This is a genomic window from uncultured Campylobacter sp., from assembly GCF_938045465.1.
Classification (GTDB): Bacteria; Campylobacterota; Campylobacteria; order Campylobacterales; family Campylobacteraceae; genus Campylobacter_B.
On record NZ_CALIBF010000159.1, the window covers coordinates 16238 to 31000 of the forward strand.

Annotated in this window: 14 protein-coding genes and 1 tRNA gene; 3 read left to right on the forward strand and 12 right to left on the reverse strand. The window is 46.4% G+C overall.

Going from position 1 to position 14763, the window contains the following annotated elements; all coding sequences use genetic code 11:
* The first annotated feature begins 39 nt into the window (after window positions 1-39).
* Complete coding sequence (locus tag Q0413_RS07640; RefSeq protein WP_298988399.1) at window positions 40-204, forward strand: hypothetical protein; 165 nt, start codon at window positions 40-42, stop codon at window positions 202-204.
* 326 nt (window positions 205-530) lie between these two features.
* Here Q0413_RS07640 and fmt read toward each other — a convergent pair whose 3' ends face one another.
* From fmt to rplU, 5 genes are all read right to left on the reverse strand, one after another.
* Window positions 531-1451: a methionyl-tRNA formyltransferase gene (gene fmt, locus Q0413_RS07645; protein ID WP_298988400.1), complete on the reverse strand. Its 921-nt coding sequence runs from the start codon at window positions 1449-1451 to the stop codon at window positions 531-533.
* A gap of 185 nt (window positions 1452-1636) precedes the next feature.
* Window positions 1637-1978, reverse strand: a complete 342-nt coding sequence (locus tag Q0413_RS07650; protein WP_298988401.1) for a hypothetical protein — start codon at window positions 1976-1978, stop codon at window positions 1637-1639.
* Between the two features lie 128 nt (window positions 1979-2106).
* On the reverse strand, window positions 2107-3162 hold the full coding sequence (gene obgE / locus Q0413_RS07655) for a GTPase ObgE (RefSeq protein WP_298988402.1): 1056 nt from the start codon (window positions 3160-3162) through the stop codon (window positions 2107-2109).
* Between the two features lie 109 nt (window positions 3163-3271).
* Complete coding sequence (rpmA, locus tag Q0413_RS07660; protein ID WP_291938329.1) at window positions 3272-3529, reverse strand: 50S ribosomal protein L27; 258 nt, start codon at window positions 3527-3529, stop codon at window positions 3272-3274.
* A gap of 11 nt (window positions 3530-3540) precedes the next feature.
* Window positions 3541-3849: a 50S ribosomal protein L21 gene (rplU, locus tag Q0413_RS07665; protein WP_040303368.1), complete on the reverse strand. Its 309-nt coding sequence runs from the start codon at window positions 3847-3849 to the stop codon at window positions 3541-3543.
* 220 nt (window positions 3850-4069) lie between these two features.
* Here rplU and Q0413_RS07670 point away from each other — a divergent pair, with 220 nt between their 5' ends.
* Entirely contained in the window at window positions 4070-4498 is a 429-nt protein-coding gene (locus Q0413_RS07670) for a hypothetical protein (protein ID WP_040303372.1), read from the forward strand.
* 159 nt (window positions 4499-4657) lie between these two features.
* Window positions 4658-5119 carry a DUF411 domain-containing protein gene (locus tag Q0413_RS07675; RefSeq protein ID WP_298988403.1) on the forward strand — a complete coding sequence of 154 codons (462 nt, stop codon included), beginning with the start codon at window positions 4658-4660 and terminating at the stop codon, window positions 5117-5119.
* 164 nt (window positions 5120-5283) lie between these two features.
* Here Q0413_RS07675 and Q0413_RS07680 read toward each other — a convergent pair.
* From Q0413_RS07680 to Q0413_RS07710, 7 genes are all read right to left on the reverse strand, one after another.
* Window positions 5284-5357: transfer RNA gene (locus Q0413_RS07680), tRNA-Gln, on the reverse strand.
* Window positions 5358-6340: 983 nt separating this feature from the next.
* Entirely contained in the window at window positions 6341-7399 is a 1059-nt protein-coding gene (locus Q0413_RS07685) for an HAD family hydrolase (RefSeq protein WP_298988404.1), read from the reverse strand.
* Between the two features lie 66 nt (window positions 7400-7465).
* Window positions 7466-8488 (reverse strand): OmpA family protein, encoded by a 1023-nt coding sequence (locus Q0413_RS07690; RefSeq protein WP_298988405.1) that lies wholly within the window; start codon window positions 8486-8488, stop codon window positions 7466-7468.
* A 99-nt stretch (window positions 8489-8587) separates the two neighbouring features.
* The gene (rpsI, locus tag Q0413_RS07695) at window positions 8588-8977 is read right to left on the reverse strand and encodes a 30S ribosomal protein S9 (RefSeq protein ID WP_005869670.1); all 390 of its coding nucleotides are present in this window, start codon (window positions 8975-8977) and stop codon (window positions 8588-8590) included.
* A gap of 2 nt (window positions 8978-8979) precedes the next feature.
* Window positions 8980-9405, reverse strand: coding sequence for a 50S ribosomal protein L13 (gene rplM, locus Q0413_RS07700; RefSeq protein WP_005869672.1), 426 nt, complete (start codon window positions 9403-9405; stop codon window positions 8980-8982).
* 115 nt (window positions 9406-9520) lie between these two features.
* Window positions 9521-12439, reverse strand: a complete 2919-nt coding sequence (locus Q0413_RS07705) for a RecB-like helicase (RefSeq protein WP_298988406.1) — start codon at window positions 12437-12439, stop codon at window positions 9521-9523.
* Window positions 12426-14763, reverse strand: a 2338-nt coding sequence (locus Q0413_RS07710; RefSeq protein WP_298988407.1) for a PD-(D/E)XK nuclease family protein, incomplete at its 5' end; no start/stop codon positions are given. The genes Q0413_RS07710 and Q0413_RS07705, both read right to left, overlap by 14 nt.

The following is a 14763-nucleotide window of genomic DNA, read 5'->3' on the forward strand; positions in this document are numbered from 1 at the left end:
CCCGCTCCTTGCGTAAGACGAAGGGCTCGCCTTGAAATATTGCAAGCGTTTAAATTCTGCGTAGCGATAGAATTTTGCGACAAGATAAAATTTAGCACGATTAAATTTTACGAAGTAGCGGAATTTTATGCGATGAAATTTTGCGATCTTGCTAAACTCTTCGGCAACGTGAATTTTCCTAGCGGCACTGCGATAAAATTTTAAAGCTTTATCTCGCAAAAATTCTGCGGCACGATCATAGAATTTTAAATGGTGAGTGTTCGGTATAGCGCTGTAAAGTCCGCAACTGCGGCGGAGAAATTTAAAGCTCCTGCGAGCGTAAAATTTTAGAGCATAGAAGCGAGGTTTTAAAATTTTATAAAGCCTTGATTTTGGAGCTTCGCTTCGAAATTCCGCACAGTAAAATTTTACTTCACGATCGCGGCGATACCTGGAACAGAATTCTGTCGTGACGTCAAAAATGCGGCGCAAATAAAATGCCCGCATAGCATCAAAAGCGTGGCACAAAACGCGATAATTTAAAATCCCGCTTAGCATATCAGATCACCGATCTTTAGCCGCTTGCCGTTTAGATACGCACTAGCGTCCACGGGCTTTTTGCCTGGCTCTTGCACCTTTATGATCTTAACCGCGCCCTCCCCGCAAGAAACGCAAAAACTGGGCTTATCGACGCTTAAAATTTCGCCTTCGCGTTCAAATTTGCGCTCGCAAGATTCGCGCAAGATTTCTAAATCCAAAATTTTTAGTCCACTAGCTAGATAAATCCCCGGCCAGGGCGTCAGCGCGCGAAATTTATTATAAATTTGCTCTGCGCTTTCCTCAAAGCTAAAAAGCCCGTCGGATTTTACGATTTTTTTGCAGTGCGTAGCCTGCGTGCCGTCCTGCTTTAATGGCTTTAAATTTGCAAAATTTTGCAGCACTCGCACTATCAGCTCGCCCGCGAGACCCCCGAGCTCGCCAAACAGCTGCGCCGCCGTTTTATCCTCGCAAGGCGTGTAGGCAAAATCAAGCATATCGCCCGTATCAAGCCCCACGTCCATCAACATCGCCGTCACGCCCGTCTGTCTCTCGCCCGCCAAAATCGCGCTTTGGATCGGGCTTGCGCCGCGGTATTTTGGCAGGATCGAGGCGTGCAGGTTTATACAAGGCGCGATATCAAGGATAGCCTGCGGCAAAATTTTACCGTACGCTGCAACCACGATAAAATCAGGCTTTAGCTCTTTTATCTGCGCTGCAACCATTTCGTCTTTTAAACTCGCGGGCTGAAAGATTGGCACGGCGGGCAGATGTTGCTGCGCGTAAACTTTAACCTCGCTAGGCGTTAAAATTTGCTTCCTGCCGACGGGCTTATCGGGCTGCGTAAAGACAGCCGCGATCTCAAATTTCGCCCCCGCAAGCGCGCGTAAAATTTTAGCCGCATACTCGGGCGTTCCCATAAAAACTATATTCATTCTTTTCCTTTAAATTTAGCCAAATCACGGCGCGAGTGATCATACGGGCGCAATCGTGCTCGCAATAAATTTTACGCAGATCACGAAGCAAAACTGGTCCATACTCACTCGCGCGAAGTAAAATTTATACGCGTCGCACAAACCAAACTCCGCGCAAAAGGCCGCATCATTGCCGTTTTTCGCGCTTATTTGACGGCGGATTGATTTTTATCCTCGGATCCGTCCGGCCAAGGCCAAAAAGCACACGGATCTTCGGACCAATAAATCTTTGCAGACGGTTTCGCTCCCAGCTCATCTAGGCTAATCTTGCCGTCACGATTAGCGTCCAACCTCTTAAATTCCGAGCCTGAGCGCAGATTTAGCTCTACTTTCAGCCCGGACGGCACCTCGCTCGCCATCCACTCCTGCAAGCTCAGCGCGCCGTCGTGATCCTTGTCGTTAAAGTCCATAAAATTCGGCACCGGATCGGCGGGATCGCAACCGTATGCGCCGAAGCATAAAAATACTAGAATAAAAATTTTACTCATTTCGCCTCCTTAAATTTTATCTTTTTGTGGCTTTTGCGAGCGATGAAAATAAAATTTAGCCGCGTATGTGGGCGCGCTTAAGACCTGCATTAGTCAAAACTCCTCTACGGCGCAGCTTTTAGCGCAGCCTACAGCTCCTTTTTTAGAAGCTCAAGCAGGTTAAATTTTAGCTCGTTTATATTTTGTCCCGTCGCCGAGGAGATCGGCATCACAAAAAACGGCTTAGTAGCGTCAAGCTCATAAATATCTTGCTTAAATTTCATCTCGCCCGCCGTGCCCGCGAGCCCCAAATGCGACAAAAACGCGTCAAATTTTTCCTGCAAATTTTCGGCCGCGTCCGCGCGAGTTAGAGCGATCGCGTAGTCTCTTTTTGCAAGTCCCTCTGAAAATTTCGCCGTCTCGGCCCTCAGCGCGTCAAACTGCTCCTCGAGGCTGCGGTAGTTCGCAAGATCGAGCATAAAAAGTAAAATTTTCGTGCGCTCGACGTGTTTTAAAAACTGCACGCCAAGCCCGCGCCCTTCGCTTGCGCCCTCGATGATGCCAGGGATATCGGCCATGACAAAGCCGCTGTATTCGTCAACCTCGACGAGACCTAGCTTTGGCGTGAGCGTGGTAAACTCATAGTTTGCGATCTGGGGTTTAGCGTTTGAAACGGTCGAGATCAGCGTGCTTTTACCGACGTTTGGAAAGCCCACGAGCCCCACGTCGGCGATGAGCTTAAGCTCCAGCCGCACCTCACGCGTCTGCCCCTCTAGACCTTTTTGCGCGTATTCGGGGGCTTGGTTGATCGAACTTTTAAAGTGCACGTTGCCAAGCCCGCCTTTGCCGCCTTTTAAAAACAGCTTTGTTTCGCCGTCATTTAGCATATCAAGCACCAGCTCGCCGCTATCCTCGTCGTAAACGCTGGTGCCCGGAGGCACGATGAGATAGAGATCCTCACCACTTTTGCCCGTCTTTTTGCGACCCTCGCCGGGCGCGCCGTTTTGCGCTTTAAACTCCCGCTTGCCCTTGTAGGATGAGAGGGTGTGGCAGTTTTTATCGACTCTGAAATACACGTCGCCGCCGTCGCCGCCGTCGCCGCCGTCGGGACCGCCTAGGATGACGAATTTTTCGCGGCGGAAGCTGACGCAACCTGCGCCGCCGCCCCCTGATTTGACGCTAAATTTTACGCTGTCTATGAACATAGCTATCCTTAAATTTAAAACGGCAATTATAGCCAAATGAGTTGAAGATAATTTTTAAACGGATGAAATTTTAAAAGAGGGGCTTGCGCCCCCGAAGATTTAGCGATATTTACGCAGCCGGATAAACCGATACTTTTTTGCGATTTTTATCTTTTCGCTCAAATTTTACGACGCCGTCGATCAGCGCGAAAATCGTGTGATCGCTGCCCATGCCTACGTTGCAGCCCGGGTGCGTCGCGGTGCCGCGCTGGCGGATGATGATGTTGCCTGCGCGAACGAACTCGCCGCCGAATTTTTTGACGCCCAAGCGGCGTCCGATACTATCTCTATTATTTTGGGTTGAACCTTGACCTTTTTTGTGTGCCATTTCCTATCCTTTTATGCGTTAATCGAAACGACTTTGACGCGGGTGTATTGGCGTCTGAAGCCGCGTTTTACTTTTGAATCTTTACGTCTGCGTTTTTTGAAGATAACGACTTTTTTATCCTTGCCTTCGCAAACGACTTCCAAAACCACCTTGGCACCCTTTACGAACGGTGCTCCTACCTTTAACTCGCCGTCGTTTAGCGCTAAAACTTCGCTAAGCTCGAGCTTTGCTTTCGGCTCAGCATTAAAATGGTCTAAATTTAGGTAGTTGCCCTCTTCGACCTTATACTGCTTGCCGCCGTGTTTGATGATAGCATACATCAAAAATCCTTTAAAATTTGGTAGCCAAAAAGGCATTTGCCGTGCAAAATTTAAAAGCCCGTTTGGTATGAAAAGTTGCAATATTATCTCAAATTTTATAAATTCCTACTGAAACGCCTCACAAAATTCCTACGAAATTTCAAATTTCAAGGGCTCGGATTTATTTTAAACTAAAGATAAATGTGCTACTATCGCAACGAAATTTTTGAAGGAGAATTTTATGAGAAATTTAATAGCTGCGCTCGTAGCAGCGGTATTTTTTATCGGTTGTTCCAACTGGAATATATCCAACGAACCAAGCGGAGTACGCAATCAAACAAAATCCCAAAGCAGCAAAACAAATATCGGCGGCGTAAATGATAAAGTCCAAGAGGTCTCCACCGCAGGCACCACTGATATGGTCGAAACGACCTTGCCCGATAGCACGGGTATGACTAATGCGCCGAAAGACCGCAGCGATGCATTTCATATCAATCAAGTAATTTCTGCATGGAATAAACAGCCAGACTCCATCAAAACAACCGAAGACAACGGCAACATCTATACCTGGAAAAACTATAAGCCAGGCTGCGACGTATCACTTACCAGCGACTCGGAAGGCTACGTATCAAAATCCGCTATCAAATCAGCACTGTCTCAGTGCCTATAACCAACTTATCCGCGACGCCGAAATTTTAAAATTTCGTAAAATTTCGGCTTACGAGCGGGTAATGCTTCACCAAATCTAATCTTAACATTCTACGGTTCACTCTTAAAAATTTACTATTCATATTGTATAATCGAGGACTTTTAATCACTGGAGTAAAATATGAAGAAAATTTTATTTGTAGGTGCGCTTTTAGCGGCATTAGGTAGCTATGCGGCGGCGAGCGAACATGTCAAGGTCTATCACGGCGAGAGCTGCGGCTGTTGCCACAACTGGGCAAAATATATGGAGCAAAATGGCTTTGAAGTCGAGATGATTTCGCTGGCTGACGAGCCGCTTATCCAGAAGAAGAATGAGCTTGGGCTTCCGCTGGAGCTCGCTAGCTGCCACACCGCGATCATAGACGGATATGTAGTCGAAGGGCATATGCCAATAGGCGAAATCCACACGTTACTAAAAAATAAGCCTAAAGACGTCATCGGCATAGCAGTACCTGGCATGCCACTAGAAGCGCCAGGTATGGAGCAAAGCTCTCAGCCCGAGGTCTATGACGTGGTGGCGTTTAAAAAGGATGGCTCGTATCAAAGCATCGCCACTTACAAAGGCAAAGAAAAAATCAAATAATCCGCCGCTTTAAAGCGGCAACTTACTTATTAGCTCGCTAAAATTTTGCCTATTTTATGGCTCGACGCAATTTGCCTCAGCTAGCGAATGCTGCCACGATCTGCAAAAAATGACGCGCAAATTAATTTCAAACACTGCTATGATAAAGGGGATTAAAAATTAAGTGGATGGGCTAATAGGGGTCGAACCTATATTCACAAATCCAGAGTTTGTTGTCCTGCCATTAGACGATAGCCCATTGCGGAAGCGGTATTTTATAGAATTTTGCTTTAAAAAAGCATAAGAGCGGGCGGAATTTTAAAATTTTGCAAAATTTTAGATTAAATTTAAAGCCCTGCTGAGCCGAAACGATAAAATTCAAACGTAAAAACTAACGCTGCTTTCATAGGCTTCGATAAAAGAATATGGCTACTCGCCGCGGAGCTAAATTTTAAAATTTGGCTAGTTCATCCTATATTTGCGCCTTTGCGAGCTATTCGTCGCAGGATGAAATTTTATCATATAAGCCTGCCTTCAAAACATATATGTTTAGTGCTCGCTGGGCGGGCGCGACCTTAAATGCTATAAATCGCACCGAAAACCCGCAGCAAGCATAATTGCGACAAACCCAAATACGGCGCCCAAAATAAGCGTCAAATAGACTTGCGGCAAGATCGCACAAAAAAGTCTTACCAAATACTTGCCTCAAGCGGAGCGTAGAATTTATCGCGATTAGGCGGGGTCTAAACTAAAATCAAAGCCAGAATTGAGTGCGAAGCTTGCGTTAAATTTCTTGCAAAATCCGTTCGCAAACTCAAAAGATATTGCGAAATTGCATAAAATTTGGCTACGGCAAGATTTTCCAGTACATTGTGTTAATACAAACCGAAAGTGAATAGAACACAATTACTCGAGGTAGCAAAATTTTCCCATACGTCGTTAATACCGAACATTGACGAATCAGATCAAGTACTATGGACAAAGTGAAATATTCCCGTACATTGTTAGTTCGGCACGGGCTATTGCTAGACCAGAGCAGAAATGTGCGAAATTTAACTTCGCGTATCGTTTGAACACCTAGAAAGCACCTTGCTTTCCAGCTAAATAGCACGAGCAAATTCATATCGCGTGCTGTTTAAAACTCAAAAATTAATTGGAAATTTTAAATTTCGGGCGCGGGTTCACTTCTAAGTATTCGCAAAAATAACGTATCAAAGCTAGAAAAAATTCGCTTTATTGCACCTAAAATTTTGATGAAATTTCGCGTATCAGCTCAACCGCCTCTTTTGCGTCCGCGCATACGAACTCGAAATGCGCCCGTAGCTCCGAGGCACTGCCGTAACCGCAGCTTACGCCCACGCTTCGCACCGCTGCCGACTTTGCCGAGATGGCGTCAAGCGACGTATCACCGATCATAAAGATATTTTGGCCAACAGAAGGCAGGATTTCGTCACTGCAAATTTTGTCATAACAAGGAGTGGAATTTAGCTCATGTGCATCATAAATTTTACCGCCGTGCGCTCCGCCTTTATCGCTCTCGCCCTCGATGCCGATATTGTCCTTTCGGTTCTTATCGCCAGCCTCATGTCTATCGCTCTTTACTTCGCTTAAATTTTTAAACGAAATTCTATCGGAATTTTGACTCGCGATGCTGCTTAAATTTTGCTCGTAAACTTTGCTAGGATCAGGATCAAGCGCAAGAATACTTGGTAGATCGGATGGCGGAATTTCACTCAAAATCGTACTCCTGCTAGCAGCACTTGTATTTTCATCGGCAGTCGCGTCGTGAGTTTTACCGCGAGCCGCATGCGGGCTTTGGCTAGCGTTCGCGCCGCAGATTCCTAAATTTTCGAGCGCCTTTAAGATTGGTTCGGCGCTTGGTTTGGGATCTTGCACGTCCTCTCGCCCGACGATGGTGCCGAAAAATTCCGCGATACCAAGATGATGTAATAAAATTTTAGAAAATTTCGACGTTTTAGTGGTTACGACGCCTAAGTTTGCAAACTCGCTCGCCGCACGAACCGCCTCGAACGCACCGCTTAGCAGAACGGTCTGATCCAAAAAAGTCTGCGCGTATCGCTGTTTGTAGGTGAGCACGAAATTCTGCACATCGCGCGTCACACCTAGACGCTCAAACATTACCTCTAACGGATGCCCGATAAGCTTTTTAATCGCTTCGTCGCTAGGCTCTGCAGCGCCCAAATGCGCAAACGCGTAGTGAAAGCCGTCCAGTATCGCGGGCGTGGAGTCTATGAGTGTACCATCGAGATCAAAAAGCAGAGTGGTTTGGAATTTTGGCATTTTAAAATTTAATTTGGATATAAAAAAAGCGGAGCCGAAGCTCCGCTTATGTGGATCTAGAAAAGATTATTTTCTAAATTTAGCATCAACGCGTCTATTTTGAGCGCGGCCTGCTTTAGTAGCGTTTGTAGCGATAGGCTTAGTCTCGCCGTATCCTACAGTGGTGATTCTGCTAGCATCTACGCCGAAGCTCTTAAGCGCACCTCCAACAGCAGCAGCTCTACGCTCGGAAAGCTTTTGATTATATGCATTCGAACCAGTGCTATCGGTGTGACCCTCTAGGATTACTTTGTAATCAGGGTGAGCTACTAGCACGTCGCTTACGTTTTTGATCTGGTTCATAAACTCAGGGGAAATTTTTGAGCTATCTGTAGCGAAATTTACGGCCAAATTTAATCTAATAACTTTCTCGCAGCCATATTCATCAACAACTACGTCAGCAGGTGTGCCTGGGCATCTATCGACATTATCGCATACGCCGTCGTTATCTGCGTCTTTGCAGCCTGTAGGAGCCGGAGCGGCAGCTGGAGCTGCGTCAGCATATCTCTTGCCAAAATCAACTGCAAAGCCTAGAGTATAGAACAATACGTGGTTGCCGTCGTCAAATCTGATAGCATCGCGTGCTTCAAGTTTTGTAGCAAAGTTGTCGGTAATATAGTATTTTAGACCCAAGCCGTATTGACCGAAGCCGCTATCTTGATCGCCATCGTTGTAAACGTCTTTAGTGTAATCCATATATCCAAGACCTAGCAAGCCGTATAATTTGAAATTATCGGTGAAATTTACCAAATCTTTTACAGCATTGATGTGATAATATTTAGCGTCAGGCTTATCGTTGCCTACTCTGTGAGCTAAATCCTCTACGCCAATATTGCGAGAGTAATCAAAACCAACCTCTACTTGATCGATAAACGAATCTTGTAGATTTTTGGCAAGACGTAGACCGAACATAAAATTCGAATCCAAATCCATATTGCCCTCATGAGTCATTCCACCAATAGTAGGGGTGATCTCCCAGTGATAATCAGCATCGCTAGCGAACAATGCGCCGGATGCACACAAGCTTAATGCAAGTAGAACTTTCTTCATTAAACATCCTTTCAAATAAAGTTATAATTCGATATTACCATAAAATTTTTAAAGAATTTACAAATTTGCGACAATTTCGCCACAAATTTGTAAAAAACATTATCTCTTAGAGAACTGCGGGCTTCTGCGCGCTTTGCGGCGACCGAATTTCTTTCGCTCAACCACGCGGCTATCGCGAGTTAGCAGACCTTTTGGCTTAAGAGCCGCCCTAAAATCTTTGTCCATCGCGGCAAGCGCTTTTGAAATTCCGTGCTTTAGCGCATCCGCTTGAGCCGAATATCCGCCGCCCAAAGTCTGCGCGGTGATATCCATCGAGGTCTCTTGTTTAGTCGCTAAAAGCGGCTGAACGACCCTTAGTTTGATCGCTTCGTGACCGCCTAGCCAGGTGTTTAGATCCATACCGTTTACTACGATCTTGCCGCTTCCCGGTTTTACCCAAACCTTAGCTACGGCAGTTTTTCTCTTTCCGGTTGCATAAATTGTCGCCATGATTATTTTCCTTTTTTAGTTGTTTGCGCAGTATGAGGGTGCTCGCCGCCTTCATATACGAATAGCTTTTTGATCATCGCCTTGCCAAGCTTCGTCTTAGGAAGCATGCCGCGAACCGCAAGTCTGTAGAGCTTTGCGGGATTGTTTTTAAGCAGGTCTTGGAATTTCACGCTCTTTACGCTTCCGAAATAGCCCGAGTAGCTGTGATAAAGTTTGTCGTCGCCTTTGTTATTGCCGGTAAATACGGCTTTTGAAGCGTTGATGATAACGACGTAATCTCCGCAATCCACGTTTGGAGTGTAGCTTGGTTTGTGTTTGCCGCGTAGCAATACCGCAACTTCGGTAAGCATTCTACCGAATCTTTTGTCGGTCGCGTCGATAACGACCCAGTCGCGCTTAACTTCGCTAGGCTTTGTAATTTCTGTCATGGTTTCCGCCTTATTAAAATTTGAGCTGTGATTATATAGAAATATCCTTACGTATAGCTTAATTTAAGCTATATTTAATCTATCTGAGCTCAAATTTCATCTAAATTTTAAAATTTTATCCCTCCTCATTCACTTCGATCAGCCTAGCGCCCGCAGCTTCGAGAACCAGCACGAAGGCACGCACTCGCGCATTCGGATAAAACTCGCGGATCACGCTTTTATACCGCGCTACTTGAGCTTTGTTTTGCGCAAGGTATTTTTCTGAGCTCTTGTAATCAAAAAGCAAAATTTCATCCTGCCTAAAGCACGCTAGATCCACGCGCAAAAGCTCACCCTCTGCACTTTTGATCGGCATCTCTTTATAAGCCCAAGCGCCCTTTATCAGAGCTAAAAATTCCTCGTTTTTGCTTAGGCCGAGCGCTCGCGCCGCGATATTTTCAAAACCCGCATCGTTTAAAAATTTAGCGTAGCAACCTCTTGCAAGGCTTACTCCTCGTAAAATTTCATCTGGCCCAAAGCCTTCGCTCATCTCCAGAGCATAGTGCAGCGCCTCGCCGAAATATATCGCGCTTAGCGCCTCCGTTTCGCCGCCGCCTGCTTTTTCTTGCGCGCCTTGAGGCTCGCCCGCTACGAGCGCGATCTTTTTTCGCAGCGGCTGCTCTTCTGATTTTACGGAGCTTGGGATTACGTAGCCGTATTGAAAATCCGGGATATCCAGCCACTCCACTACGCCCGCGCCCTTGGTCTTTTTGGCGTAAGGCGAAAAAAAGCTATAATTGTATTGATCTATTTTTGCCTCGGAGCGTTTTACGATGATGAGCGAGCGTTCAGCGCGTGTAAATGCCACATAGAGCTTATTTATATCCTCTTCATGCGCAGAGCGATCGTTTTCATCCATTAGCACCGCAAATTCCGCATCCAAGCTCTTTCTGCTCGCAAATTTATAAAAAATTCTCCACTTATGCGTGGCAAAATCATAGTCCGTCGCGAGCTTTGAGCTCTCGCCCCGATCTTTTCCTCCGATGCGGTCGCAAACGATTACGTGCGGGAACTGAAGCCCCTTGGACTTATGCACGGTCATAATTTTAATGCCGCTTTGTTCCTTGGCAAACACCTCCGTTTCGTCGTTTGCAAACAGATACTCGCTAAAACTATTAAATTTTGCCAGCGTCTCAAAAAATAGCAGCAGATCTGGATCGACAAAATTTAATTTCAGCGTGCTAGCGATAAATTCCGCCGTTTTTTGCGCGTTTTTATGCAGATCGACCGCTATCTTTTTAAGCCGCCTACCCAAAATCGCTTCGGCGTTTCGCAGATAAATTTCATCGCCACCTACGCAAAATTTCGCATATTGAATTACGGCATTTACCTGCTCGCTGCAACGCAGAGCCTTATTTGAGCCGCTGCAAACCTCGCAGAATTCTGATAGCATCTCTTTTAGCGCGCTTACATGCTCGTTTTTCCAGCATAAAATCGCGATATCATCAGCTCTTACGCCGCACTCCTCAACAAGTCTGCGCGCTTGCTCCGCAGCCCCCTTTAGCACGTCGTCGTATGAAAACGCTGCTACATAGCCGTAATCGTCGCTTTGTACCTCAAATAGCGGCATTCGCGGATGAGAAAGTGGATAGTCCTTGATTTTTTGCAGCACCGAAGTAGGCAGATCGTTATCTAGCTTATTTGCCGCGATTTGATCTTCATAAGACGCAAATTTATCGCGCAAGATCTCATTTACAAATTTTACGATAAGTTTTAAACTGCGATAATTGCGCGGCAGGCTCTGCGTTTTGATTTGACTAAACTGCTCGCGCAATATATCAAAAATTTTTCTCTCTGCGCCGCGAAATTTATAGATGCTCTGTTTTTTATCGCCTACGTAAAAAAAGCTACCGCAGCGCTCTTCCGCTCCTTTGCCAGCAAGCGCCTCAGAGATTAGCGGCAGCATAATTTCATACTGGCAAATGTCGGTATCTTGGAATTCGTCGATTAAAATATGCGTGATTTTAGAATCAAGCCTGAAATACAAAAGCTCGCGGTTGCCCTGTAACGCCTCTGCGCTCGGATTTAGCAGCGAGTGCACAGCTGCGGTGACATCGCCGAATGTAAGCTTGCCGCTTTTGCGCTGCACCGATTTAAGCGCTTCGGCATAAATTTTAATTAGTCCTGCCAGCTTAGCCGCATATGTCGCATCCATCCACGCTATTTCGCGAGCTATGGCGTCTTTTAGCCTTGCTAACTCGCCGTCAAGATGCGAAATTTTTTTAAGCTGTGAGCGCGGATAATCGAAACTGCCGTTGGCAAGAGCCGAAAGAATGAAACCAGAGGATAATTTTGACAGATCACTAACAGGGCTTAGCCCATTTACGGCTCCAGCACTTACGCCCGCATCTCTCGCCGCTTTTTGCAAGTGAGATAAAATTTCATTTATCTCTGCTAGCGCCGAGCTTGCAGGAAGCGTGGGCGGATTTATGCTTATATCGCCTCTCCAAATGCTTTGCAAGCTATTTAAGAACTCGCCCTTTGTCATTCCTGAGTCGCTTACATAATCCACGACCTCTCTTAATAGCGCTTCGTTTTTACAAATCGCGCCTAAAAACGCCGCCTGCTGCACGCCTAGTATGCTTTCGTCGTTTTCAAAGCCTGGATCGATGCCGCTATTTAGCGCAAACGAGCGCAGAGCCTTTGCAAAAAACGCATCGAAAGTAAAGACGTTTAGGCTCTCGCTTAAAAATTTAGGCAGTAGGCGCTGCTGCGCTGCCATAACCTCATCCGCGCTTAGCCCTAAATCAGCACAAATCTGCTCCAGCTCGGCGCTAGGCTTTAGCGAGTCATCCTGCAAAAGCAGCAAATTTTGAAATTTCTCCACGATGCGCGTTTTCATCTCGGCGGCCGCTTTTTTGGTGAAGGTAAGCGCTAAAATTTCATTGATCGGCTCGCCTTTTAGCACCAGCTCGATGAACCTGACCGCAAGATTGAAGGTCTTGCCACTGCCTGCGCTTGCTTCAAGCGCCAGATAGTTTTCAAATTTTGCCATCGATCTGCCCCTTGCAAATGATTTTATAATCGCAGTATTCGCAGCTTTGCACCGCCTGCGTGCGCGTAAAAGCAACCTCGCTTGCAAATTCCTTGCCGATAGAGCTTAGCGTCTCGCGCAGATTTTCTAAGCTAGGCGTTTTGTCGCCAGGAGCCGCAAACGCGCAATCTTTTAGCGACAGATAGGCGCATTCGCACTCCTGGGCTAAAAGCGCGCGATAAAACGTAAGCTGGAATTTTTCCATATGTTTTTTAGCTGAACCACGTTTGTAATCGATGATAAACTTCCGCCCTGCCTTATCTTCGTCGATGCGGTCGATCCGCCCGCTCAGCCGCACTCCGTCAAGCTCGCCTTTTAGCGATACTTCACTACCGCTAAAGCTCCAAATTTGCTCATGCCCTTCCAAAAGCCTAGCTAGCTTTTCTACAGCTTTTAGCTCAAGCTCTGCATCAAAGCGCGCGATGCCCGCTTCTCGCGCGAGCTGCGAATAAATAGAGCGAAATTTTTGCATGCTAAATTTCATCCCCGCTCGCTCGTATAAACGCTGAAAACTCGTATGTAAAATTTTGCCCAAAAGCGCATTATCCTCGCCAAATTTTAGCCCCTCTTTTAGCCCGAAAACGTAGCGGTAATAATACTTCCTCTTGCATTCTAAAAACGTATCCAGCCGCGAAAACGATAGCTCCTCGGCAAAAAAATCATGGCGAGCCACGGGATCTTCTTGTCCGCATAAGGTGGGCTTAAATTCCTCTCGCCCAAAAAGCCGCAAATAATCCTCTTGCGAAAATTCCGCGTCTTGTTGCACTTCAAAGCTTTTCAAAAACCGCGAAGGCAGTTTCTCGACGCTTTGCAGATAGCAAATCGCGCTTTTTTTAGCGCCTCTTAGCAAGCCGTCGTAGTAAAATCTTTGTAAATTTTCGCGATCTGCGTGGCTGATGAGCCCTGCTCTAGCGCGCAAAGCAGAGTTTAAAAACATCTCTCCGCTACTGCGCTTTGGCACCAGATCATCGTTAAAATCGGGGATTATCACGCCGTCAAATTGTAGCCCACGGCTCTCTAAAAGCCCCATTACCGTGACCTTTCCGCCACGAACATCATCAAGCTTGATACGCGAAATTTCTAACAAAAAAAGATCGATCAGATTGCCCAAACTTAGGTTTTCGTCCTTAAATTTTCGAAGCAAAATTTTAATTAGATATAGCGGCTCTTTTAGCTTTTCTTGCAGCAGCGCATCGCTAATTTTAGGTAAACAGGCGAGCTTGGCAATTAGTGCCTCAAAATGCTCGGAGCTTACTTGCTTTGCAAAATCGCGCGCAAACTCGCCAAAAAGCGCCTCATCCACGCCCACACTCGCAAAAAACAGATCAAGCTCCTGTGGGTTTGGGCGCTGCGGATACTCATCTGCGTCCTCGCGCATTTTAGAGTGCCTAAAACGATCGCACTGCTCAGGGCTTTTTGAATACCCATCTTCTTCCTCAAGCTCTATATGCTCCAGCTGCATAGAGTATCGTAGGCTCTCTTGCTGCTTTAAAAACTTTTGCTGTTTTACACAAGCTGAATAATCACGCCGCTGCACACACTCCAAAGGCTCTTGTAACTCTGCAAGATCTAGCGAAAGGCTTTGCTCCTCCGCGCTATCCGAGCGTTCCGCCGAAATTTCGCGCAGAATTTCAAAATTTTCCGTATTTTCAAACTCTCGCGCAGATATAAAATTTAAATCCGTTTTGGAATTTGAAAAAATTTCGCAATCCAGCACGGAATTTTGCTGTGCGAAATTTTGCGATGCAGAATTCTCGGAAGCGAAATTACCTAGCGCTAAATTTTGCTGTACCGTGGAATCCTCCACATTCAAAAATCCTCCATCCGGACTTTTGAATGCGTGGTAATCTACGCCAAATTTCGGCGTGCGCGCTTCTTTTAAGCACTGCGAAATTTTCTCTAGCGTTACGTAAAATAGGCTATCTTTAAGCTTCTCGCCCATCGCGAAATTTAGCATGCGGTGCGAGCCGCGAGCCCTTGCGATGCGCTCGTCGTAAAGCCGCAGTGTGCCGGCAAAACTCTCGTCGGGCAGGATCACTGCGATGCGCTCCGGCACGATACCTGCACGCACGAAGGATGAAATTTTTTCAAAAACGTAGCTAGCCTGCAAGCTTCGCAACTCAAAGCCTCTACACACAACCGCCCCGCCCACGCTTAGCGGCTCTCGGCTTAGAATTTCACCCGTACCAAGATTTAGGCGGTAGGCAAAACCTAGCTCTAGACTTATGCCGCAAAGCTCCTCCACCGCACGCACGGGCTTGGAATTTAAAGTCGTGGCTCTAAAG

Coding starts and splice junctions, on each gene's coding strand:
- fmt (WP_298988400.1), bottom strand. CDS start 1,451: ATGAATATAGTTTTTATGGGAACGCCCGAGTATGCGGCTAAAATTTTA.
- Q0413_RS07650 (WP_298988401.1), bottom strand. CDS start 1,978: ATGAGTAAAATTTTTATTCTAGTATTTTTATGCTTCGGCGCATACGGT.
- obgE (WP_298988402.1), bottom strand. CDS start 3,162: ATGTTCATAGACAGCGTAAAATTTAGCGTCAAATCAGGGGGCGGCGGC.
- rpmA (WP_291938329.1), bottom strand. CDS start 3,529: ATGGCACACAAAAAAGGTCAAGGTTCAACCCAAAATAATAGAGATAGT.
- rplU (WP_040303368.1), bottom strand. CDS start 3,849: ATGTATGCTATCATCAAACACGGCGGCAAGCAGTATAAGGTCGAAGAG.
- Q0413_RS07670 (WP_040303372.1), top strand. CDS start 4,070: ATGAGAAATTTAATAGCTGCGCTCGTAGCAGCGGTATTTTTTATCGGT.
- Q0413_RS07675 (WP_298988403.1), top strand. CDS start 4,658: ATGAAGAAAATTTTATTTGTAGGTGCGCTTTTAGCGGCATTAGGTAGC.
- Q0413_RS07685 (WP_298988404.1), bottom strand. CDS start 7,399: ATGCCAAAATTCCAAACCACTCTGCTTTTTGATCTCGATGGTACACTC.
- Q0413_RS07690 (WP_298988405.1), bottom strand. CDS start 8,488: ATGAAGAAAGTTCTACTTGCATTAAGCTTGTGTGCATCCGGCGCATTG.
- rpsI (WP_005869670.1), bottom strand. CDS start 8,977: ATGGCGACAATTTATGCAACCGGAAAGAGAAAAACTGCCGTAGCTAAG.
- rplM (WP_005869672.1), bottom strand. CDS start 9,405: ATGACAGAAATTACAAAGCCTAGCGAAGTTAAGCGCGACTGGGTCGTT.
- Q0413_RS07705 (WP_298988406.1), bottom strand. CDS start 12,439: ATGGCAAAATTTGAAAACTATCTGGCGCTTGAAGCAAGCGCAGGCAGT.